Consider the following 21,242-nt stretch of genomic DNA (forward strand, 5'->3'; position numbering starts at 1 on the left):
CCCATCCTCATCGAAGTCGGATCCTACGCGGCGACCGGCAGTCTCTCTCCCGCCACCCTGTAGGAGATCGCTTCGGCGAGGTGGATGCGACCGACCGTCGGCGCCGCATCGAGATCGGCGAGGGTGCGGGCGACCTTCAGCACCCGATGATAGCCGCGCGCCGAGAATTTCATCTTTTCCGCCGCATCGCGCAGTAGCTGCAGGCCGGCGGCGTCGGGCTCGGCGATCTTTTCGATCATCGTCGTCGATGAGCGGGCGTTGCTCGTCAGCTCGGGATGGCCGAGGCCGGCGAAGCGGTCTCTCTGCAGCTCGCGGGCGCGGGCGACGCGGCGGGCGACGGCGGCGCTCGGCTCGGAGGTGCCGGGGCGGATCAAGTCGGCGGCGCTGACGGCCGGGACGTCGACGCGGATATCGATACGGTCCATCAGCGGGCCGGAGATCCGCGCCTGGTAATCGGCCATGCAGCGCGGCCCGCGGGCGCAGCTCCGGCCCGGCTCGCCGGCCATGCCGCAGCGGCAGGGGTTCATGGCGGCAATGAGCTGGATCGCCGCCGGATAGGTGACGCGATGATTGGCGCGCGCGATGATGCAGGTGGCGGTTTCGAGCGGCTGGCGCAGAGCGTCGAGCGCCTGAGGCGCAAATTCCGGAAATTCGTCGAGAAAGAGCACGCCGTTATGGGCGAGCGACGCCTCTCCCGGTTTCGCGCGGAAGCCGCCGCCGATCAGCGCCGCCATGGTGGCGGAATGGTGCGGCGCACGGAAGGGCCGGCGGTCCGAGAGCTTGCCGCCCGGCAATTGCCCGGCGATCGAATGGATCATCGAGACTTCGAGCAGTTCGGCGGGCGAAAGCGGCGGCAGGATGGAGGGGAGCCGCGCCGCAAGCATCGACTTGCCGGAACCGGGCGGGCCGACCATCAGCAGATTATGGTTGCCCGCCGCCGCGACCTCCAGCGCCCGCTTGGCGCTTTCCTGGCCCTTGATGTCGGCAAGATCGGGAAGGCCCCCGGCGGCCGCCCGGACCGCCGGCTCGGGGCGGGAAAGCACCTGCGTGCCGCGGAAATGATTGGCGATCGCGATCAGGCTGCGCGGGGCGAGAATATCGATCTCCGATCCGGCCCAGGCCGCCTCGGGCCCGCTTTCCGCCGGGCAGATCAGCCCCTTGCCGAGCGCATTCGCGCCGATCGCCGCCGGCAGCGCGCCGGCGACGGCTGCGATCGTGCCGTCGAGATTGAGCTCGCCGATGACGACATAACCGGACAGCGCGTCCGCAGGGACAGCGCCGAGCGCCGCCATCAGGCCGAGCGCGATGGCGAGATCGAAATGGCTTCCCTCTTTCGGAAGGTCCGCCGGCGCCAGATTGACGGTCACCCGCTTGGCGGGAAGCGCCAGCCCCGATGCATGAAGCGCCGCCTGGACGCGCTCGCGGCTTTCGGCCACCGCCTTGTCCGGCAGTCCGACGATCTGCATACCGACCTTGCCGGGTGCAACCATCACCTGGACGTCGACCGGAACGCCCTCGATACCCTGAAACGCAACCGTGCTGACGCGCGCGACCATACTGCCCCCTGATTTCGAGCGGAGCGCGAAGGATCATCGTCCTTCCGCAATCCCGCTCCAGCACGGCGGCCCACACACGCCGTCACAACCAAAACCGGTTGCAACGGTAAATCTTGCACGGAATACGCTTGAAAACAAGAACAATGATAGAACACAAGAGCGAGAGTGGCGGTCCGCCGTAAAGATCAGGCGCGCTTCTTCTCGATCGCGTCCCAGAGCAGGCTAGCGACGTCGGCACCGCCGAACTTCTTCACTTCGCGGATGCCGGTCGGCGACGTGACGTTGATCTCGGTCAGGTAGTCGCCGATCACGTCGATGCCGACGAAGAGGAAACCGCGTTCCTTCAGGGCCGGCCCGATGCGGGTGCAGATCTCCCGCTCGCGGGCCGTCAGGTCGGTTGCCTCCGCGCGCCCGCCCACATGCATGTTGGAGCGAGAATCGTGCTCGGCCGGAACGCGATTGATCGCGCCGACCGGCTCGCCGTCGACGAGCAGGATGCGCTTGTCGCCCTTGCGGACCGCCGGCAGATATTCCTGGGCGATATAAGGCTCGCGGAACATCTGGGCGAACATTTCGAGGAGCGACGAGAAATTGCGGTCGTCACGCGCGGAGTGGAACACACCGGCGCCGCCATTGCCGTAGAGCGGTTTCAGGATGATGTCGCCCATCTCCTGACGGAAGCGGGCGATCTCGTCCGGGTCGCGCGTGATCAGGGTCTTCGGCATCAGATCCGGAAACTCGGTCACGAAGATCTTCTCGGGCGAGTTCCTGACCCAGGCCGGATCGTTGACGACCAGCGTCTTCGGGTGCAGCCGCTCGAGCAGATGCGTCGAGGTGATATAGGCCATGTCGAATGGCGGATCCTGGCGAAGCAGGATGACGTCCATGGTCGAAAGATCGATCCGCTCGTCTTCGCCGAGAGTGAAGTGGTCGCCCCTGACGTCGCGCAACTGCATCTGCTGCGCGGTCGCATAGACCCTGCCGTCCCGGAGCGACAGCTTGTCGGGCGTGTAGTGGAACAGGCGATAGCCTCGGGCCTGCGCCTCAAGGCTCATCGCGAAGGTCGAATCGCCCGCAATGGTGATGCCCGAAACATGGTCCATCTGGACCCCGACATTGACGATTCCTGCCATTTTCCCGTTCCCGATCTGGATCCACGATGCGCATAGTTCCTTCGACCGGCTCCGGTCGGAAATCGAATTATACGGCAATTCGACGCGATGCTCCGCCCCTCGTCTTCGCGACGAGCGGCACCGCAGAAAAGCCCGCAAGATGTAGAATGCGTACCGTGGTTAGGCAAGAAGGTTCCCGCCGCTCCCGCCTATCAAAAGGCGTCATCAAAAGGCGTCCGGCAGGTGCCGCGGCCAGCGCCACGGCGTTACGGCGACGATATCGTAGCGCACCGACAGGCGGTGGAAATCGCCCTGGCGCGACAGCCAGAGATCGCTTGCCGCCCGGATGCGCCGTTGCGCCGTGTCTGTGACGGCGAAGACCGCATCCTCCAGGCTCACCCGGGCCTTTACTTCGACGCAGGCGACCAGGTCGCCGCGCCGGGCGATGATGTCGATCTCGCCGAGCCTGGTGCGATAGCGCATGGCAACGATGCGATAGCCCTTCAGCATCAGGCAGAGCGCGGCGCGGTATTCGGCGATGTGGCCCCGCTTCAGCGCCTTCAGCTTGCGGGTGTCCGGTCGCTCAGCCTTCATCGCCATCCTTGAGATGAAGGAGCCGGTCGTAAAGCTCCTTGCGCGCCAGCCCCGTGCGGCGCGCCGCCTCGGTCGCGGCCTTGCCCATCGGCAGGTCGCGGGCGAGTTCCTTGAGCAGTGCGTCGACGTCGGCCGCCTCCGGCTGGGGCTTTGCCTCTGGCGGACCGACCACGAGGACGATCTCGCCTCTCACATTGGCGCTTTCGTCGTAAATCGCCGCGAGTTCGCCGAGCGTTCCGCGGCGGAACTCCTCGAAGGTCTTGGTCAGTTCGCGGCAGACGGCCGCCCTCCTGTCTGCGCCGAGGACCTCGGCCGCAGCAGTGACGGTCGCAGCAATGCGATGCGGGGACTCGAAGAAGATGAGAGTGGCGGGAACGGCCGCGAGTTCGGCGAGCCGGTCGCGCTTCGCCTTGTCCTTCACCGGCAGAAAGCCTGCGAAGAGGAAGGCATCGCTCGGAAGGCCGGAGCCGACGAGGGCCGCAAGCGGCGCCGAGGGGCCAGGTATGGGAACGACCCGGTAGCCCGCCTCGACCGCCTGCTGCGCCAGGCGATAGCCCGGATCGGAGACGAGCGGCGTACCGGCATCGGAGACGAGCGCCACCGATTTCCCATTGCCAAGTGCTGCAAGCAGTCGCGGCCCCGCCTCGGCGGCATTGTGCTCGTGATAGGCGGTGGGCCGATTGACGATGCCGTAGCGGTCCAAAAGCACCCGCGTCACCCTCGTGTCCTCGCAAGCGAGCACATCGGCCCCGGCAAGCGTCTCTAGGGCTCTCAGCGTGATGTCGCCGAGATTGCCGATCGGCGTTGCCACGAGATAAAGGCACGGCTCCAGCGGGCGCGCAGGAATGTTCGTATTGTGCAGGCGAAAACCGCGCTGCCGTTCCTTTTCGGATGCATCCGTCGATTGCTGCTTTTGCAACGCCGCCTTCCCAATCACTCCTGGCCCGATCATTCCGATCGACCATTCCGGCCAAACCGGGTTCGCGCCCTTTATGAGTGAGCGGGGAGCCCGGGGCAAGGGCGGGCCGCGCCTGCAGTCTCGCATTTGGGGAAGAGGGCTCAAAACCCCTTGCTTTTGCGGCTCTCTTTCTGCCATTTTGCCCGTCCACATCCTTCCGGCCGAGCGGCCGGGGCACGCAGTTGACGCCGCGGCGGTCCCCTCGCCCGCGCGGCAATGGTTGAAAGCGGTAGCATCCATGCGTATTACTCTCGAGCGGTCCAACCTTTTGAAATCGCTAAACCATGTCCACCGCGTGGTCGAACGGCGAAACACCATCCCCATCCTTTCGAACGTGCTCCTGCGCTCCGACGGCGCCAGCCTCGAAATGAAGGCGACCGACCTCGACCTGGAGATTACCGAGGCGACGCCGGCGCAGGTGGAACAGGCCGGCGCCACCACCGTTCCGGCGCATCTGCTCTACGACATCGTCCGCAAGCTGCCGGACGGCTCGGAGGTGCGGCTGGCCACCAATGCTGAAGGCACGGCGATGACCGTCGCCTCCGGCCGCTCCAAGTTTTCGCTGCAGTGCCTGCCTCAGTCGGATTTTCCCGATCTGACCGCCGGCACGTTCTCGCACTCCTTCCGCCTGAAGGCGCCCGATCTGAAGGTGCTGATCGACCGCACCCAGTTCGCGATCTCGACGGAAGAGACACGCTACTATTTGAACGGCATCTTCGTGCACACGGTCGAGAGCAACGGCGACCTGAAGCTGCGCGCCGTCGCGACCGACGGCCACCGGCTCGCCCGTGCGGATGTCGAAGCGCCGTCGGGCTCCGAGGGCATGCCCGGCATCATCATTCCGCGCAAGACCGTCAGCGAACTGCAGAAACTTCTCGACAGTCCGGACGTGGTGGTGACGGTCGAGGTCTCGGACGCGAAGATCCGCCTGACGATCGGCTCCATCGTCATGACGTCGAAGCTGATCGACGGAACCTTCCCCGACTATCAGCGCGTGATCCCCGCCAGCAACGACAAGGAGCTGCGCGTCGATTGCCAGTCCTTCTCGCAGGCCGTCGACCGTGTCTCCACGATCTCTTCCGAACGCGGCCGCGCCGTGAAGCTCGCGCTTGCCGACGGCCAGATGACGCTGACCGTGAACAACCCGGATTCCGGCAGCGCCACCGAAGAACTGCCGGTCGGCTACGAAAGCGATCCGCTCGAGATCGGCTTCAACGCCAAATATCTTCTCGACATCACCGGGCAACTGACCGGCAGCGAGGCGGTCTTCCTGCTGGCCGATCCCGGTTCGCCGACGCTCGTGCGCGATCTTGCCGCGGAGGATGCGCTCTACGTGCTGATGCCGATGCGCGTGTAACACGTGCCGCAGACTGCGATAAAGGCCCGCCGTTCGGCGGGCTTTTTCATATGTACCCGTCGCGCATCGTTCATGATCTGTCGCTTTTAGACGCAGTCGGACTTGTTTTTGCCGCAGATGGAAGCACATTATGAATAAGCGCTCACGCAGCCACACGAATCACGATAAGAGCGCAACTGCAAATCATACTGCGAGGGGATTCGATGAGCTTGCGCTTGAGGGTGAAGGAAAAATTCGGTCGGAAATTCGACGAAGAGATCCGCTTCTTCAAGGGCTGGATGAGCAATACCCGCGCGGTCGGCGCGATCCTCCCGACTTCCGCCATCACGGCACGCCGCATGGCCAGCGTAGTCGATCCAGAATCCGGTCTGCCGGTCCTCGAGCTTGGCCCCGGCACCGGGGTGATCACCAAGGCGATCCTCGAGCGCGGCATAGAGCCTGAAAAGCTGGTTTCCATCGAATACTCCACCGACTTCTACAAGCAGCTCAAGGCGCATTTCGACGGCGTGCATTTCATCAACGGCGACGCCTTCGATCTTTCCCGCACGCTTGGGGCCTTCAAGGATCAGCAGTTCGACAGCGTCATTTCCGCCGTACCGTTGTTGAATTTCCCGATGCATCGCCGCGTCGAACTCATAGAAGACCTGCTCTCGCGCATTCCCTTCGGCCGCCCGGTCGTTCAGATCTCCTACGGTCCGATGTCGCCGGTGGTCGCCATGCCGGACCGCTACCGAATCCAGCATTTCGACTTCGTCGTGCGAAACATTCCGCCGGCGCAGCTGTGGATCTACCGCAAGACGCACTGACGGCGCCAAGTCCGGTGTTCGGCATCTATCTCACCCATCCGCAGGTCAGAATCGATCCCGCCGTCTCCGTGCCCCAATGGGGTCTGTCCGAGCTGGGCGAAGAGCGCATGCGCGCCACGGCGAAACAGCCATGGGTCCGTTTGCTCGGACGCATATTGGCCAGTGGCGAGAAGAAGGCGATCGAAACGGCGCGGTTCCTGGCCGACGCTGCCGGCATCCCGGTCGAAACGGACGAAGAGATGGGCGAGAACGACCGTTCCGCGACCGGCTTCCTGCCGCCGGAGGAGTTCGAGAAGGCGGCCGATCAGTTCTTTGCCCGGCCTGAAGAGAGCTTCAAGGGCTGGGAGCGTGCCGTCGACGCCCAGGCGCGAATCTCCAGGGCCGTCTTCCAGGTTCTCGACCGGCACGATCCGGCAGTGCCCATCGCCTTCATCGGCCATGGCGGCGTCGGTACGCTGCTCAAATGCCGGATGACGGGCACGGCGATCGCCCGCAGCACCGATCAGCCGCCGGGCGGCGGCAATCTCTTCGCCTTCCGTCTTGCGGATCGCGCCGTCACATGCGACTGGACGCCGATGGAGTTCTGGCAGGGGTGATCTCGATATGAGCACAAGCGCGCGCGACCGGCTGATCGTCGGCCTTGATCTTCCAACGGTGACCGAGGCCGAGAAAATCGTCTCGACGCTCGGCGAGGAAGTCCTCTTCTATAAGATCGGCTATCAACTGGCCTTCGCCGGCGGCCTCGACTTCGCGCGCGATCTCGCCGCGAGCGGCAAGCAGGTCTTCCTCGACATGAAGCTGCTCGACATCGACAACACGGTGGCCAAGGGCGTGGAGAACATCGTCAAGATGGGCGTGTCGATGTTGACGCTGCACGCCTATCCGAAGGCGATGAAGTCGGCGGTCGAAGCGGCCAGGGGCTCGAACCTCTGCCTTCTTGGCGTGACGGTGCTCACCTCGATGGACGAACAGGACGTCATCGATGCCGGTTATGAATATGATCCGCACAGCCTGGTCCTGCGCCGCGCCGAACAGGCCCGCGCCGCAGGCATGGGGGGCATCGTCTGCTCGGCGGAGGAGGCCGCCGCCGTGCGAAAGATCATCGGCGGCGACATGGCGCTGGTGACGCCGGGCATCCGCCCGGCCGGTGCGGAAAAAGGCGACCAGAAGCGGGTGATGACGCCGGCCGACGCGCTTCGCGCCGGCTCGAGCCACCTCGTCGTCGGGCGGCCGATCGTTGCCGCGCCCGACCCTCTCGCAGCAAGCCGCGCGATCCTGGCCGAAATGGAGAGCGCCCTCTCCCGTTGATCCGCCGTATAGCGCTCGGGCGACGTTCGGGCCTGCTTGACCTGGGGCGCATTTTGCCGGAAGTAACCATCCCGTCTGCGTTTCGTGAAAGACGAGGAGTTCATCATGGCCAAAGGATACTGGATCGCTCGGGTCGATATAAGGGACCCCGAACGCTATAAGGATTACGTGACAGCGGCGACGCCCGCCTTCGAAAAATACGGCGCGACCTTCCTCGCGCGCGGCGGGCAGTTCCGTCGGCTCGAAGGTGCCGCTCGTACCCGCAACGTCGTCATCGAATTCCCCTCGCTGCAGGCGGCCGTCGACTGTTACAATTCGCCCGAATACCAGATTGCCGCGGCCATCCGCCAGGAAGTCGCCGATGCCGAAATGGTCGTCGTAGAGGGTGTTTGAGGCGAGGTTCCGCGACGCATCGGAGCACGCTTCCGAAGCGTGCGGATTGGCCTTCACCTCGCTCGACGCTTGGGCTATGTAGCAAGCAATTCTACCATTGACATCAGGAGTGCGTTTCTCATGACTTTGTCCAACCTTCCGCCGCTGGTGACGATTTTCGGCGGATCCGGATTTGTCGGCCGTCATGTGGTGCGCGCGCTCGCCAAACGCGGCTACCGCATTCGCGTCGCGGTTCGCCGTCCGGATCTCGCCGGCCACCTGCAACCGCTCGGCAATGTCGGGCAAATCTCCTTCGTTCAGGCCAATCTGCGCTACCGCAGGTCGGTCGATCGCGCTGTCGACGGCGCCGACCATGTGATCAACTGCGTCGGCGTGCTCTTCGAAAGCGGCCGCAACACCTTCGAGGCGGTCCAGGATTTCGGCGCGCGGGCGGTCGCCGAGGCGGCCCGGGCGACGGGCGCCACGCTCACCCATATCTCGGCGATCGGCGCCGACGCAAACTCCGAGTCGAGCTATGCCCGGACAAAGGGACGCGCCGAGGCTGCGATCCTCGAAACGCTTCCGGCCGCGGTGATCCTCCGCCCGTCGATCATCTTCGGCCCCGAAGACGGCTTCTTCAACAAGTTCGCCGAAATGGCCCGGTTCTCGCCGGTCCTGCCGCTCATCGGCGGCGGCAATACCAGGTTTCAGCCGGTTTACGTCACCGACGTTGCCGAGGCCGTGGCCCGCTCCGTCGACGGCACGCTCACCGGTGGGACGATCTACGAACTCGGCGGGCCGCAGGTGCTCTCGTTCCGCGAATGTCTCGATATCATGCTGAAGACGATCGACCGCAAGCGCTCCTTCGTGTCGCTACCCTTCGGCATCGCCTCGCTGATGGGCAGCGTCGCCTCGCTCGTGCCGTTCATCACGCCGCCGCTCACCGCCGACCAGGTGGTGTTGCTGAAATCGGACAATGTCGTCTCGGCAAAGGCCGAAGCGGAAGGCCGCACGCTTGCAGGTATCGGCATCGAGCCGACGATGCTCGAGTCGATCCTGCCGACTTATCTCGTACGCTATCGCCCGCATGGGCAATATACGCGCAGCGGCCGCGCCGCCTGAGCCGTCGCATCACTACCGTACGCATTCAGGCCGCCGGCTCCGCCGGCGGCTTTTTTGCGGCCCCCCGCTGTGCCCGTTCGGCAACAGCGTTGCAGTTCTGCCGCAGTTGCAAATCCGAATCCCGTTTACCGCAGATTCAGCCCGCCCTGATATTGATCATGACATGATCGCAGAATAAACACCGCTCGCACTGACCGCTCGGCGAGCGCCGCCGGTGCAGACATCACACTCGAAAGGCATAACGTCCCATGGGCAAGTCGATCGCAATCTTTTTTGCGTCTGCGGCACTGATCATTCTGGCTGGCTCGTTCATGGCACCCGGCACCGTGGCCAGCAGCAACAAGGGCTGCACGCCGGCCTACGGTGTCAACCCGTGCACGACGGCGTCGATCGGGTTTGCCGGCGAGTAAGCCGGACATTTTCGCCTCGGCTTCGAGCCGGGCATGTTGAGTTTTGGCGGGGGCCAGGAGCCGGGTGCGTTTCGAAAGAGACGCATCCGGCTTTATGTTTCCGGACTGCGTTATCCGAGCAGCCACAGACCGACCAGCCCGGCGGTGCCGACGAGGATGCGCCAGATCGCAAAGGGCGTGAAGCCGCGATGCGAGACGAAGTCGAGCAGCGAGCGCACCACGAAAATTCCGGCGATGAATGCGGCGATGAAACCGGCGGCGATCAGTCCGACATCGTCGAAGGAGAGCGCATCCCGGTTCTTGTAGAGGTCGAGCGCAAAGGCTCCGACCATGGTCGGCATGGCCAGGAAAAAGGAAAACTCGGCGGCGGAGCGCTTGTCGGTCCCCATCAGCAGGGCCCCGGCGATGGTCGCGCCGGAACGCGACGTTCCCGGGATCATGGCGAGGCACTGGAAGAGGCCGATCTTCAGCGCGAGCGAAGGCGGATAGTCGAACACGTCGGTGTAGCGGGGCGTCAAAGGCAGCCGGTCGATCGCATAAAGAATGATGCCGCCGACGATCAGCACGACGCAGATGAGCATCGGCGTCTCGAAAAGCACCGACTTGATGAACCCATGCGCTGCAGCACCGATAAGCGCCGCCGGCAGGAAGGCGAGGAGAACCGAGAAGACGAAGCGGCGGGCCTTGACGCTCGTCGGAAGGGCGAGCGCGATCGCCAGCAGCTTCTGGAAGTAGACGAGCAGGATCGCCAATATGGCGCCGAGCTGGATCAGAACGGCAAAGGTGTTTCCCGGCGATTTGAATCCGAGGAAGTGTCCGGCAAGCAGCACATGCGCCGTCGACGAGACCGGGATGAACTCCGTCAGCCCTTCGATGAGCCCGAGGACGAGCGCGCTTATGATCGATTGATCCGCCATGTAAAAGCTATTCCTGATATAATTGGATGTGGGAGGAGAAGGTCGATTCTCTTGTGTTTGCCACCGCAACTACCTATAGCTCGTTGTAACGAGCCGTGGCCAGTTGCATATGCCGCGACGCCGATATCCCCGAAAACAGCTGCAATCTGATCATCGATGCCGACACTGTATCATCACCCCATGTCCCCTGCTTCGCGGTTCGTACGCCTTATTCTCTCAGAATATGGCTATCAGACGGAACTGAGCGAAGAACAGCCATGGGAGAACCGGCGCGACTTCCTGACGCTGAATCCCGCCGGCACTCTGCCCGTCTATGTCGATGACAGCATGCGCGCGCTCTGCGGCGCGACGATCATCTCCGAATATCTCGACGAGACCAGCGGCATCATGAAGCGCGATCGCCGTCTTCTTGCCGAGGACCCGTTTCAGCGCGCCGAAATCCGCCGGCTCACGGAATGGTTCCTGCAGAAGATGGAAGCCGACGTGACGCGCCCGCTCGTGCGCGAGCGAATCTTCAAGCTGCAGATGACCCCGGACCAGGGCGGCGGTGCGCCGGATTCGAAAATTCTCCGCACCTCGCGCAGCAATATCCGCCAGCACATGAAGTATCTCTCGTGGCTCGCCGGATCGCGCCCCTGGCTTGCCGGCGACCGCATCTCCTATGGGGATCTCGCCGCAGCCGCGGCGATTTCCGTGCTCGACTATCTCGGAGAGATCGACTGGTCCGATGCGCCGACCGCCAAGGAATGGTACCAGCGGCTGAAGTCGCGCCCATCTTTCCGGCCGTTGCTCGCCGAGCGGGTGCGCGGCGTGACCCCGGTCTCACATTATGCGGATCTCGACTTTTAAGGACCAGATCATGCCCGGCGACGCTGCAAAAGCGGACAACCAGGGCAGGAAACGACGGACCCTTACCGCCTTCCTGAAAGAGGAAGCCGCGGCCAAGGGGTTCGACATCTGTCGCATCACCCATCCGGACGCCATACCCCAGGCGCCCGAGCGGCTGAGGCAGTTCCTGGCTGCCGGCGCCCATGGTACGATGGACTGGCTTGCCGAGACAGCCGAGCGCCGGTCCGATCCGCGCGTCCTCTGGAGCGAAGTGCGCTCGATCGTCCTCTTCGGCATGAATTACGCTCCCGAGGACGACCCGCGCGAGGTCCTCGCCAGACGCGATCGCGGCGCGATCTCCGTCTATGCCCGCAATCGCGACTATCACGACGTGGTCAAGGGCCGGCTGAAAGAGATCGCCACGCGCTTTGCCGCCCGGGCGGGCGAAGACGTGAAGGTCTTCGTCGACACCGCCCCTGTCATGGAGAAGCCGCTTGCGGAAAAGGCCGGCATCGGCTGGCAGGGCAAGCACACCAATCTGGTCAGCCGCGAATTCGGCTCCTGGCTCTTTCTCGGCAGCCTCTTCACGACAGCCGAACTGGACCTAGACGAGCCCGAGCGCGACCATTGCGGCTCCTGCCGGGCCTGCCTCGACGCCTGTCCGACCGATGCCTTTCCGGCGCCCTACCGCATCGACGCGCGACGCTGCATCTCCTATCTCACGATCGAGCACAAGGGATCGATTGCGCCTGAGTTGCGGCCGCTGATCGGTAACCGCATCTATGGCTGCGACGACTGTCTCGCCGCCTGTCCCTGGAACAAGTTCGCGCGTTCGGCATCGGAAATGAAACTCCAGGCGCGGGACGATCTCAGGGAACCGGAGCTCTCCTTCCTGCTGACGCTCGACGACCCAGGTTTCCGGGCCTTCTTTTCCGGATCACCGGTAAAGCGCATCGGGCGTGATCGTTTCGTCCGAAATGCCTTGATCGCCGCCGGCAATTCCGGTGAGAAGAGCCTGATAGAGGTCTGCAAGGCGCTGGCGGCGGATGCATCGCCGACCGTCAGGGGGATGGCGGTCTGGGCGCTTTCGCGACTGATTTCATCCGCCGATCTGGCGGTCTTCGCCCGGCAATGCGGGCCTGAAACCGATGACGAGGTTCTTGCGGAATGGCAAATGGCGGGAGTGAACCGATGAATGTCCTGATCCTTGGTGCGGGCTATTCCGGCACGGCGATCGCGAGCGCGCTCGCTCCCCTGGCGATGTCCGTGTCCGGCACCACCCGGGCGGCAGAAAAGCTCGGCCGCCTGCAGGCTGCCGGTATCCGCCCGATCCTCTTCGACGGCGCGGAAATATCGGACGAGCTCAAGGATGTGATGAGGGAAACCACCCACCTCGTTCAGTCGATCGCGCCGGGCCGCGATGGCGACCCGATGTTTCGCGCCGGAACGCCGCCGCTTGCCGAACTTCTGCCGCGGCTGGAGTGGGTGGGCTATCTTTCCACGGTCGGCGTCTATGGCGATCACGGCGGCGCCTGGGTCACCGAGGATACGCCGCTCAACCCGGTCTCGCAGCGCTCGCTGGAGCGTGTGGAAGCCGAAAACGCCTGGCTCGAGCACGGCGCACAGCGCGGCATTCCGGTGGCGGTGCTTCGGCTTGCAGGCATTTACGGCCCGGGCCGCAATGCCTTCCGCAATCTCTCCGAAGGCACGGCGCGCCGCGTCATCAAGCCGAACCAGGTCTTCAACCGTATCCGCGTCGAAGACATCGGCGCGGCGACCGCCCTTCTCGCAAAGCGGGGCGTGGGCGGCGTCTTCAACGTGACCGACGACGAGCCGGCGCCACCACAGGATGTGGTCCAGGAAGCCGCCCGGCTGATGGGCGTCGAACCTCCGCCCGAGATCCCGTTCGAAACCGCAGATATGTCCCCCATGGCGCGTTCTTTCTACGGCGAGAACAAGCGTGTCTCCAATGCGCGACTGCGCCAGGCGGGCTTCGATCCGGACTTCCCGAACTATCGCGTGTCGCTTGCACAGCTGTGGACATCGGGAACCTGGGACCGGAAATAAGCACCTATTTCCTCAAGGCCGACCAGAATATCGCGCGGGATGTCAAGCAAGTCTAACGCCGTTTTGAAAGTATTGATTTCACGCGAATCGCCTTGACACGATTATGCTGTCATTATTCGGCCTATACTTCGCCATTTTCCACAACCTTGGCGCTAGTAGCAAGAATTCAACGGTCTCGATTCCCGATTTTTCATGCAAGGCGAAAATTTTAATGATTTTATTTGCGAGAGGCGTCGCTGCGCGGGCCGGCGCGCCGCCAGCAGCGCTTAGTTGCTGATTCCAAAGAACTTCCCTCGCAATTCTAAACTAATTCAATCTGTTGTTTATTTTTAAAATCAACAGGTCTTCAGACATTCCTAATGAGAACTTAACGGTTGAAGCACGTTTTTGCCATGTTTCACCTCAATTAGCTCGATCAACAAAGGGAACTGACGAATTTTTCAAACCGAAGGGGGCATCGCTTGACGCCAGCGAAAATCAAGACTGCTGCCGCGGCAGCACTATTCACCGTCGGGATGGGCCTGGTCTCGGCATCCGAAAGTCAGGCAGCAGGCGCTGGTTGCGGGGGAGCATCCTGGTACGCGCTTTCCTCCAAAACGGCCTCCGGCGAAAGAATGAATGCCGCGCACCTGACCGCCGCGCATCGCAAACTGAAATTCGGCACGAAGGTCCAGGTGACCAACAAGCGCAACGGCAAGTCCGTCGTCGTCCGGATCAATGATCGCGGCCCGTTCATTCGCGGCCGGGTGATCGATCTCTCCAAGGCGGCCGCCTCCAAGATCGGCATGATCCGCTCCGGCACCGCCAGCATCTGTTACACGGTCGTCAATTCCTGACGATGCGCAGGATTCGCCCGGTTCATCTCGGGCGAGCCAGACTGCAAGGGCCGGTCGCGCCCCTTACATAATGCGGCCGCCGTCTTGCTCTTCGATGTCATCGCCGCTACCACGGCGAAAAAGGAGTTCATCGAAGATGCGATTGGGCGGAAGGCTCTCCGGGGCCATCGAGGTTCTTGACGATATCGAAAAGCGCAGGCGACCCGTCGCCGATGCCCTCAAGGATTGGGGCCTGTCCCACCGCTTCGCCGGCTCCGGCGATCGCGCCGCCATCGGCAACATCGTCTATGATGCCCTGCGGATGAAACTCTCCCACGCCTACCTCATGGACAGCGACACCCCGGTAGCCCTCGGCCATGCGGTCATGTACCGGCAATGGGGCTTTCGCGCCGACACGCTTGCGGCGGAACTCGCCGACGACAGGTTCGCGCCCGAAGCGCCTTCGGAAGCGATGATGAAGGCCTTCGCCCAGCGACGGCTCGAAGATGCTCCCCTGCATGTGCAGGGCGATATTCCGGAATGGACGCAAGGCTCGTTCGAAGAGAATTTCTCCGACGACTGGCTCGCCGAGGCGAAGGCTCTTGCCGGCCGGCCGACTCTCGATCTGCGCGTCAACACGCTGAAGGCGACGCGCGAAAAGGTGCTGAAGGCGCTGGAGCGCAGCGGCGCCGAGCCTGCGGCGATTGCCCGGCACGGTGTGCGCATTCCCGCCGGCGAGGGCGCATCGCGCCTGCCGAACGTAACGGCGGAAATCTCGTTCCAGAAGGGTTGGTTCGAGGTGCAGGACGAGGGCTCGCAGATTGTCGCAGACCTCGCCTTGCCTGGCGAGGCCGAGCAGGTCCTCGATTACTGCGCCGGCGGCGGCGGCAAGACATTGGCCATGGCGGCGGCGATGAACAATAAGGGCCAGGTCCACGCTTACGACGCCGACCGCAAACGGCTGGCGCCCATTATCGAGCGTCTGAAGCGTGCCGGCACCCGCAACGTGCAGGTGCACGAGTCGACCGAGTCGCTCACATCGCTCATCGGGCGGGTCGATCGCGTGCTTGTCGATGCGCCATGCACCGGGACCGGAACCTGGCGGCGCCGCCCCGACACGAAATGGCGCCTGACGCAGAAGAACCTCGAGGAACGACTGGCCCAGCAGGAGGAGGCGCTTGCCGGTGCCGCCCAGTTCGTGCGCCCCGGCGGACATCTGATCTACGTCACCTGTTCCGTCCTTCCGGAGGAGAACGAGGCGCAGGTCTACGGCTTCTGCGAGGACAATCCGGAATTCGAGGTCCTCTCGGCCGCCGACAACTGGGCGGCGCTCTTCGGCACCGATAAGCCACAGCCCTGGTCCACCGATATGAAGACCGTCACGCTGACACCGGCATCGACCGGAACCGACGGATTCTTCTTCTGTCTCATGGGCAGGAAGCGTTAGGCAGCCCGGGGATTCCGGCCGTTCGAGGCGGGCGGCAACTTCAAGCCGTTCTAAACTATACACTTTGACACCAGTTTACTTTTGGTCCATGACTCTTGCGCTTTTCACGGGGTTGGAGCTGTACGCTCTATCGACGAGCAACAAGGAGAGGGTCATGTCCAAGAATTTCATCCGCGCCGCGGCGCTGGCGCTCATGACGGCGACATCGGCGCTGGCGTTGCAGCCGGCGAATGCGGCGACGGACGCAGCCGCGGTCGTCAAGCATTACGCGGCCGTTGCGCACGCCAAATACGAAGATGCACTGGCCACGGCAGAAGCGCTGGAAAAGGCCGTGGATGCACTGATTGCAGGCCCGAGCGAGGAAACGCTGAAGGCCGCGCGGGAGGCCTGGCTGAGGGCACGCAACCCCTATCAGGAAACCGAAGTCTATCGCTTCGGCAACACGATCGTCGACGAATGGGAAGGCAAGGTGAATGCCTGGCCGCTGGATGAGGGCCTCATCGACTATGTCGACGCCAGCTACGGCAGCGAGAGCGATGAGAACGCCCTCTTCACCGCCAATGTGATCGCCAACAAGACGATCAAGGTCGACGGACAGGATGTCGATGCCACGAACATCACGCCGGAGCTCCTCTCCGGCACGCTGCAGGAGGCAGGCGGCATCGAGGCGAATGTCGCGACCGGCTATCACGCGATCGAATTCCTGTTGTGGGGGCAGGATCTGAACGGAACGGGCCCGGGCGCCGGCAACCGGCCCTATACGGATTTCGACACCAAGGCCTGCACCAACGGCAATTGCGACCGCCGCGCCGCCTATCTGAAGGCAGCGACGAGCCTGCTCGTCTCCGACCTCGAGGAGATGGTCGCGAACTGGACACCGGACGGCGCTGCGACCAAGGCGGTCGAGGCGGATCCGAAGGCCGGCCTCGTGGCGATCCTTACCGGCATGGGCTCGCTCTCCTATGGCGAACTCGCGGGCGAGCGCATGAAGCTCGGCCTGCTCCTCCACGATCCGGAAGAGGAGCACGACTGCTTCTCCGACAATACCCACAACTCGCACCTGCACGACGCGATCGGCATCCAGTCGGCCTATAGCGGCGAATATACCCGCGTCGACGGCAGCAAGCTTACCGGCCCTTCGCTTTCCGAGCTCGTCGCGGCCAAGGACGCGGCCCTCGACAAGGAAATGAAGGATGGTCTCGCCACAACGGTCGAGAAGATGCAGGTGATGGCCAAGCGCGCAGAAACGGGCGAAGCCTACGACCAGATGATCGGCGAGGGCAACGCGGAGGGCAATGCGACGGTTCAGGCGGCGATCGACGGGCTGATCGCCCAGGCGAAGACCGTCGAACGCGTCATCGCCGCGCTCGATCTCGGCACGGTGGAACTTGAAGGTTCCGACAGCCTGGATAATCCTGGCGCCGTCTTCCAATAAGCTGAAAAGACGGGCCGCGACGGACAGGTGGCGGCCCGGCCTCCCTCGATGAGAACGATCGCCCGCTTTCTAGCGCTAACCGTTGCCGCGCTCATTGGCTTCGCCCCCGCGGCGTCGTGCGATGGCGGTATCGCGCAAAGGGCGGGTGTCGGGTGCGCGCCTGTTCGCGACGACCTTTCCGCCCATGACCTTGAGCGCGTCCTGACGGTCACGCGCCCAACCACCGATTTTTCCAGACCTGAGCCATTCGAGTCGATGCCGGGCGGCGCTGCGACGACGCCTGCACCTCCCGACCGGAGGGCCTTTTCGCACGCCTCCGCCAATCTCCCTTTCGAGGACGAGCAGGATTTCCACCTCGGCAAGGCGCTCTTCGAAAAACTCTGGGTCTCCTCGCCGTCGTCCACGCAGGCCTCGGACGGGCTTGGGCCGCTCTACAATGCGAGGGCCTGCGAGAGCTGTCATGTCCGCGACGGACGCGGCCGTCCGCCCGAGGGGGCCGTCGACGCGACGTCGATGCTCTTTCGGCTCGCCCGTGCCCCGCGCGACGATGCCGAGCGCGCGGAGTTCGCCTCCCATGCACGGCTCAACTTTCCCGACCCGGTCTATGGTGCTCAGCTTCAGGACAGCGCCGTGCCGGGGCTTGCTGCCGAGGGCCGCCTCGACATCACCTATACGGAAGAACCGGTGACGCTTGCCGGCGGCGAAACGGTCCCGCTCCGCAAGCCGCATTACGCGATCGCCGATCCCGGTTACGGACCGCTCGATGCGGCCACGACGCTGTCGCCGCGCGTCGCCTCGCCGATGATCGGCATCGGTCTCATCGAGGCCATCCACGAGGCCGACATTCTGGCGCGCGCCGATCCGGAGGATCGCGACGGCGACGGCATCAGCGGACGGCCGGCCCTCGTGCGCGAGCGCCGGACCGGCCTCGTCACCCTCGGCCGCTTCGGCTGGAAAGCGCAGAACCCGTCCGTGCGCCAGCAGGTCGCCGATGCCTTTGCCGTCGATATCGGCATCTCCACCTCCGATCTCGACCGCAGTCATGGCGATTGCACGGCTGCCCAGACGGGCTGCCTCGATCTGCCGGACGGCGTGCAGCCGCGGCTCGGAGCGGTCGAAGCGCCCGACCCGGTGCTCGACCTCGTGACGTTCTATTCCTCCAATCTTGCCGTGCCTGCTCGCCGCAAGGCGAGATTTCCGGAAACCTTGAGGGGCAAACGGCTCTTCCATGACGCCGGCTGCGCCGCCTGCCACGCACCTAAATTCGTGACCCGCCGCGACGCCACGCACCAGGCGCAGGCGTTTCAGCTCATCTGGCCCTATTCCGACTTCCTCCTGCACGACATGGGCGAAGGCCTCGCCGACGGCCAGCAGGTCGGCGAGGCCAGTGGCCGCGAATGGCGCACACCCCCGCTTTGGGGCATAGGCTTGACCAAGACCGTCAGTGGGCACAGCTTCCTTCTCCATGACGGACGCGCCCGAAATCTGGCCGAAGCCATACTCTGGCACGGCGGCGAAGCGGCGAAGGCACGCAATGCCTTCGCCGCCATGCCGAAGGACGACCGCAAAGCCCTGATCACATTCCTGGAGTCCCTCTGATGCGCCTTCCCTTCGCGAGCCTTCCCCTCGCCCTTGGCCTGATATTCCTGGGTGCCCCCGCGGCGGCGCAGGAAGGCGGTGCGCTTTCCCCGCGCGTCGTCGAGGAGGCGGCCGTGCCGAGCGTGATGACGCAGGCCGTGGACGGCTTCATCATTCCCGGCTATCGCGATCTCGCGCGGGCGACGAACGCCCTCTCCGAAGCGAGCGCCGCGCTCTGCAAGTCACCTTCCGAGGCCGCGCTCGAAGCCGCGCGGTCGGCCTTCTCCGACGTCGTCGAAACGTGGTCCACAATCGAGATCATCCGCCTCGGTCCGGCCCTCGAGCAGAATCGTTTCGAACGCTTCCTCTTCTATCCCGACCGGAAGAGCACGGGCTTGAAGCAGGTGCAGGCAATCCTCGCCAATAAAGACGAGAGCGCCGCCAGGGCGGAAAATCTCAAGGGGAAGAGCGTCGCGGTCCAGGGGCTCGGGGCGCTCGAATTCGTGCTCTACGGCACCGGTGCGGAAGCCCTCTCCGGCGAAAACGGCGGCTTTCGCTGCCGCTATGGGCTTGCCGTCTCGGAAAACCTGAGGAGCATCGCAGGCGAGTTCCTTGCGGAATGGGAAAAGCCGGACGGCATCCAGGCCGCATGGAAGGAGCCAGGCCCGGGCAATCCGCTCTTTCGCGACAACAAGGAAGCCGCGACCGCGCTTCTGGGCGTCCTCGTCCACAGCGTCGAGATGATAAAGGATCAGAGGCTGCGGCCCTTCTACGCCGGAACGGTCGACGGGAAGCCCGATAAAGGCCATCCGAAGCTTGCGATCTACTGGCGCTCGGCCAACACGATGCCGGCGATCTCCGCCAATTTCAGCGCCCTGCACAGGCTCTTCGATACGGCCGGCATGGAGCGCCTTCTGCCGGCTGACAGCCGTTCGATCGCGGGCTCGATCGACTTCCTCTTCAAAGCTCTGATCGCCGCTGCCGACCGGATCGAAGGGCCTGTCGGCGCAGCGCTTGCCGATGAGAGGCAGCGCGCCACGCTCGATTTCATCGCGCTCAACACGGCCGATCTGCTCGACCGGCTCAATCGCGAATTCGGCGGTTCGATCGGGCTTGGCGCCGGTTTCTCCTTCGCCGACGGGGACTGACACGGGAACGTGAAAACGCTGCGGAACCCGATGGTTGACAAGCAGGGCATTTCGGAGCAAAGCGCACCCATGGCCGCCCGCGCGGACATGTCTCACCAACAAGGATCAACTCAAGATGAACCCCGACAGTCGAAGTCGAGCCTTCATGCTCACGGCCGTCCGGACCTGATTTGATCAGGGCTCCGCCGGTCGGATGACTCGGCCCCATGGAGCCCTGAAATGCTGCGCATCTACAAAAGCCAGAACAGCCGTCTTGTGCTCGTCGACCTCCTCGACGGCCTGGCATGCCAGGAACCGGTGATCTGGTTCGATCTCTTCAATCCGTCGAGCGAGGAAACGCGCCTTGTCGAGGAGCGCCTCGGCATTGCCATCCCGACCCGTGACGAGATGCAGGAAATCGAACTTTCCGACCGGCTGTACCAGGAGGACGGCGCCGAGTTCATGACGATGACGGCGACCGCCAAGCTCGACAGCGATTACCCGGCCAAGGTGCCCGTCACCTTCATCCTCAAAGGCGCGACACTCGTGACCGTCCGCCACGCGGAACCGAAGCCCTTCCAGGTCTATGCCAACCGCATCATGAAGCCGAACGGCGCGGCTTGCGAGACGGGAGAGCTCGTGATGCTCGGCCTGCTGGAGGCGATGATCGACCGTACGGCGGATGCCCTGGAGCGCGCCGGCAACGACGTCGATCAGATCTCGCGGGAGGTCTTCCGCAAGTCGAACGCCAGCGCCACCAAGAAGACGCGCGACCTGCAGTCGCTGATCGAGCAGATCGGCCAGAAGGGCGACCTGTTGACCGTCATCCGCGAAAGCCTCGTCAGCATTGGCAGGCTCGTCGCCTATCACGTCGCCATCGAAGGGAGCACGCCCCGCAAGGCGGCCAAGGAGAGCCGGCAGCGGATAAAGCTCGTTCAGCGCGACGCGGCATCCCTTGGAGACCACGCGCTGTTCCTGTCGAACAAGATCAATTTCCTGCTCGACGCGACGCTGGGGCTCATCAACCTCGAGCAGAACCAGATCATCAAGATCTTTTCGGTCGCCGCCGTCGTGTTCCTGCCGCCGACGCTCGTCGCCTCGATCTACGGGATGAACTTCGAGGTGATGCCGGAACTCACCTGGCGGTTCGGCTATCCCTATGCGCTGATACTGATGATCGCCTCGGCCCTGTTGCCGTATGTCTATTTCAAACGCCGAGGTTGGCTGTAAGGTGGAGGTCGAGCCTAAGGTCAAAAGACCCCTCCCCAACCCCTCCCCACAAGGGGGAGGGGCCGGCAAGGCCACCCCGCCCCGATCCACCAATCCGTCGCGCCAAGAGCGACGGTGGAAAATGGCTGGGGTCGCCGCGGGGCAAAGCCGCTCCCCCTTGTGGCCTTGTGGGGAGGGGTTTTCGCCTCGTCTCCGCCCGTTGC

At 63.9% G+C, this 21,242-nt stretch carries 21 protein-coding genes; 16 read left to right on the top strand and 5 right to left on the bottom strand.

What is annotated here, in order from left to right:
• Positions 1-23: 23 nt before the first annotated feature.
• From JOH52_RS04685 to rsmI, 4 genes are all read right to left on the bottom strand, one after another.
• Positions 24-1,556, bottom strand: a complete 1,533-nt coding sequence (locus JOH52_RS04685) for a YifB family Mg chelatase-like AAA ATPase (protein ID WP_003529769.1) — start codon at positions 1,554-1,556, stop codon at positions 24-26.
• 185 nt (positions 1,557-1,741) lie between these two features.
• Entirely contained in the window at positions 1,742-2,689 is a 948-nt protein-coding gene (gene gshB / locus JOH52_RS04690) for a glutathione synthase (RefSeq protein ID WP_003529770.1), read from the bottom strand.
• Between the two features lie 204 nt (positions 2,690-2,893).
• Positions 2,894-3,262 (bottom strand): YraN family protein, encoded by a 369-nt coding sequence (locus JOH52_RS04695; RefSeq protein ID WP_003529772.1) that lies wholly within the window; start codon positions 3,260-3,262, stop codon positions 2,894-2,896.
• On the bottom strand, positions 3,252-4,214 hold the full coding sequence (gene rsmI, locus JOH52_RS04700; RefSeq protein WP_015008045.1) for a 16S rRNA (cytidine(1402)-2'-O)-methyltransferase: 963 nt from the start codon (positions 4,212-4,214) through the stop codon (positions 3,252-3,254). Before rsmI ends, JOH52_RS04695 begins: the two co-directional genes overlap by 11 nt.
• A gap of 244 nt (positions 4,215-4,458) precedes the next feature.
• On the opposite strand from rsmI, the gene dnaN reads away from it, so the two are divergent.
• The 7 genes from dnaN (at position 4,459) to JOH52_RS04735 (ending at position 9,595) form a co-directional block, all read left to right on the top strand.
• A complete protein-coding gene (gene dnaN, locus JOH52_RS04705) occupies positions 4,459-5,577 on the top strand; it encodes a DNA polymerase III subunit beta (RefSeq protein ID WP_014530023.1) in 1,119 nt (372 codons plus the stop codon).
• A 203-nt stretch (positions 5,578-5,780) separates the two neighbouring features.
• Complete coding sequence (pmtA, locus tag JOH52_RS04710; RefSeq protein WP_010968512.1) at positions 5,781-6,383, top strand: phospholipid N-methyltransferase PmtA; 603 nt, start codon at positions 5,781-5,783, stop codon at positions 6,381-6,383.
• A gap of 14 nt (positions 6,384-6,397) precedes the next feature.
• A complete protein-coding gene (locus JOH52_RS04715; protein WP_010968511.1) occupies positions 6,398-6,979 on the top strand; it encodes a histidine phosphatase family protein in 582 nt (193 codons plus the stop codon).
• Positions 6,980-6,986: 7 nt separating this feature from the next.
• A complete protein-coding gene (gene pyrF, locus JOH52_RS04720; RefSeq protein ID WP_010968510.1) occupies positions 6,987-7,691 on the top strand; it encodes an orotidine-5'-phosphate decarboxylase in 705 nt (234 codons plus the stop codon).
• A gap of 105 nt (positions 7,692-7,796) precedes the next feature.
• Positions 7,797-8,084, top strand: coding sequence for a DUF1330 domain-containing protein (locus JOH52_RS04725; protein WP_026030294.1), 288 nt, complete (start codon positions 7,797-7,799; stop codon positions 8,082-8,084).
• 120 nt (positions 8,085-8,204) lie between these two features.
• Positions 8,205-9,185, top strand: a complete 981-nt coding sequence (locus JOH52_RS04730; RefSeq protein WP_013845015.1) for a complex I NDUFA9 subunit family protein — start codon at positions 8,205-8,207, stop codon at positions 9,183-9,185.
• A 248-nt stretch (positions 9,186-9,433) separates the two neighbouring features.
• A complete protein-coding gene (locus tag JOH52_RS04735; RefSeq protein WP_003529782.1) occupies positions 9,434-9,595 on the top strand; it encodes a hypothetical protein in 162 nt (53 codons plus the stop codon).
• A gap of 110 nt (positions 9,596-9,705) precedes the next feature.
• On the opposite strand, the gene JOH52_RS04740 is transcribed toward JOH52_RS04735, so the two are convergent.
• Complete coding sequence (locus tag JOH52_RS04740) at positions 9,706-10,512, bottom strand: undecaprenyl-diphosphate phosphatase (protein WP_010968508.1); 807 nt, start codon at positions 10,510-10,512, stop codon at positions 9,706-9,708.
• Positions 10,513-10,668: 156 nt separating this feature from the next.
• Here JOH52_RS04740 and JOH52_RS04745 point away from each other — a divergent pair, with 156 nt between their 5' ends.
• From JOH52_RS04745 to corA, 9 genes are all read left to right on the top strand, one after another.
• Positions 10,669-11,361 (top strand): glutathione S-transferase family protein, encoded by a 693-nt coding sequence (locus tag JOH52_RS04745; protein ID WP_003529784.1) that lies wholly within the window; start codon positions 10,669-10,671, stop codon positions 11,359-11,361.
• A gap of 10 nt (positions 11,362-11,371) precedes the next feature.
• Complete coding sequence (gene queG, locus JOH52_RS04750) at positions 11,372-12,535, top strand: tRNA epoxyqueuosine(34) reductase QueG (protein WP_013845014.1); 1,164 nt, start codon at positions 11,372-11,374, stop codon at positions 12,533-12,535.
• Positions 12,532-13,407, top strand: a complete 876-nt coding sequence (locus tag JOH52_RS04755; protein WP_010968506.1) for an SDR family oxidoreductase — start codon at positions 12,532-12,534, stop codon at positions 13,405-13,407. Before queG ends, JOH52_RS04755 begins: the two co-directional genes overlap by 4 nt.
• A 461-nt stretch (positions 13,408-13,868) precedes the next feature.
• Positions 13,869-14,243, top strand: a complete 375-nt coding sequence (locus JOH52_RS04760) for a septal ring lytic transglycosylase RlpA family protein (RefSeq protein ID WP_003529787.1) — start codon at positions 13,869-13,871, stop codon at positions 14,241-14,243.
• A 136-nt stretch (positions 14,244-14,379) separates the two neighbouring features.
• Positions 14,380-15,669: an RsmB/NOP family class I SAM-dependent RNA methyltransferase gene (locus tag JOH52_RS04765; RefSeq protein ID WP_014530020.1), complete on the top strand. Its 1,290-nt coding sequence runs from the start codon at positions 14,380-14,382 to the stop codon at positions 15,667-15,669.
• Positions 15,670-15,823: 154 nt separating this feature from the next.
• Positions 15,824-17,104 carry an imelysin family protein gene (locus JOH52_RS04770; protein WP_010968505.1) on the top strand — a complete coding sequence of 427 codons (1,281 nt, stop codon included), beginning with the start codon at positions 15,824-15,826 and terminating at the stop codon, positions 17,102-17,104.
• Positions 17,105-17,152: 48 nt separating this feature from the next.
• Positions 17,153-18,703, top strand: coding sequence for a di-heme oxidoreductase family protein (locus JOH52_RS04775; protein WP_010968504.1), 1,551 nt, complete (start codon positions 17,153-17,155; stop codon positions 18,701-18,703).
• Entirely contained in the window at positions 18,703-19,830 is a 1,128-nt protein-coding gene (locus JOH52_RS04780) for an imelysin family protein (RefSeq protein ID WP_010968503.1), read from the top strand. The genes JOH52_RS04775 and JOH52_RS04780 overlap by 1 nt, the downstream gene beginning before the upstream one ends.
• Positions 19,831-20,049: 219 nt before the next feature.
• A complete protein-coding gene (gene corA / locus JOH52_RS04785; protein WP_010968502.1) occupies positions 20,050-21,039 on the top strand; it encodes a magnesium/cobalt transporter CorA in 990 nt (329 codons plus the stop codon).
• Positions 21,040-21,242 lie beyond the last annotated feature (203 nt).

This window comes from Sinorhizobium meliloti (assembly GCF_017876815.1).
Lineage (GTDB): Bacteria > Pseudomonadota > Alphaproteobacteria > Rhizobiales > Rhizobiaceae > Sinorhizobium > Sinorhizobium meliloti.

Bases quoted from the DNA above. Each gene is read 5' to 3' on its own strand.
- JOH52_RS04740 (WP_010968508.1), bottom strand. From the start codon at position 10,512: ATGGCGGATCAATCGATCATAAGCGCGCTCGTCCTCGGGCTCATCGAA.
- JOH52_RS04775 (WP_010968504.1), top strand. From the start codon at position 17,153: ATGAGAACGATCGCCCGCTTTCTAGCGCTAACCGTTGCCGCGCTCATT.
- queG (WP_013845014.1), top strand. From the start codon at position 11,372: ATGCCCGGCGACGCTGCAAAAGCGGACAACCAGGGCAGGAAACGACGG.
- JOH52_RS04780 (WP_010968503.1), top strand. From the start codon at position 18,703: ATGCGCCTTCCCTTCGCGAGCCTTCCCCTCGCCCTTGGCCTGATATTC.
- JOH52_RS04765 (WP_014530020.1), top strand. From the start codon at position 14,380: ATGCGATTGGGCGGAAGGCTCTCCGGGGCCATCGAGGTTCTTGACGAT.
- rsmI (WP_015008045.1), bottom strand. From the start codon at position 4,214: ATGATCGGGCCAGGAGTGATTGGGAAGGCGGCGTTGCAAAAGCAGCAA.
- JOH52_RS04695 (WP_003529772.1), bottom strand. From the start codon at position 3,262: ATGAAGGCTGAGCGACCGGACACCCGCAAGCTGAAGGCGCTGAAGCGG.
- gshB (WP_003529770.1), bottom strand. From the start codon at position 2,689: ATGGCAGGAATCGTCAATGTCGGGGTCCAGATGGACCATGTTTCGGGC.
- JOH52_RS04725 (WP_026030294.1), top strand. From the start codon at position 7,797: ATGGCCAAAGGATACTGGATCGCTCGGGTCGATATAAGGGACCCCGAA.
- dnaN (WP_014530023.1), top strand. From the start codon at position 4,459: ATGCGTATTACTCTCGAGCGGTCCAACCTTTTGAAATCGCTAAACCAT.
- pmtA (WP_010968512.1), top strand. From the start codon at position 5,781: ATGAGCTTGCGCTTGAGGGTGAAGGAAAAATTCGGTCGGAAATTCGAC.
- JOH52_RS04770 (WP_010968505.1), top strand. From the start codon at position 15,824: ATGTCCAAGAATTTCATCCGCGCCGCGGCGCTGGCGCTCATGACGGCG.
- JOH52_RS04735 (WP_003529782.1), top strand. From the start codon at position 9,434: ATGGGCAAGTCGATCGCAATCTTTTTTGCGTCTGCGGCACTGATCATT.
- JOH52_RS04745 (WP_003529784.1), top strand. From the start codon at position 10,669: ATGCCGACACTGTATCATCACCCCATGTCCCCTGCTTCGCGGTTCGTA.
- JOH52_RS04755 (WP_010968506.1), top strand. From the start codon at position 12,532: ATGAATGTCCTGATCCTTGGTGCGGGCTATTCCGGCACGGCGATCGCG.
- corA (WP_010968502.1), top strand. From the start codon at position 20,050: ATGCTGCGCATCTACAAAAGCCAGAACAGCCGTCTTGTGCTCGTCGAC.
- JOH52_RS04730 (WP_013845015.1), top strand. From the start codon at position 8,205: ATGACTTTGTCCAACCTTCCGCCGCTGGTGACGATTTTCGGCGGATCC.
- pyrF (WP_010968510.1), top strand. From the start codon at position 6,987: ATGAGCACAAGCGCGCGCGACCGGCTGATCGTCGGCCTTGATCTTCCA.
- JOH52_RS04685 (WP_003529769.1), bottom strand. From the start codon at position 1,556: ATGGTCGCGCGCGTCAGCACGGTTGCGTTTCAGGGTATCGAGGGCGTT.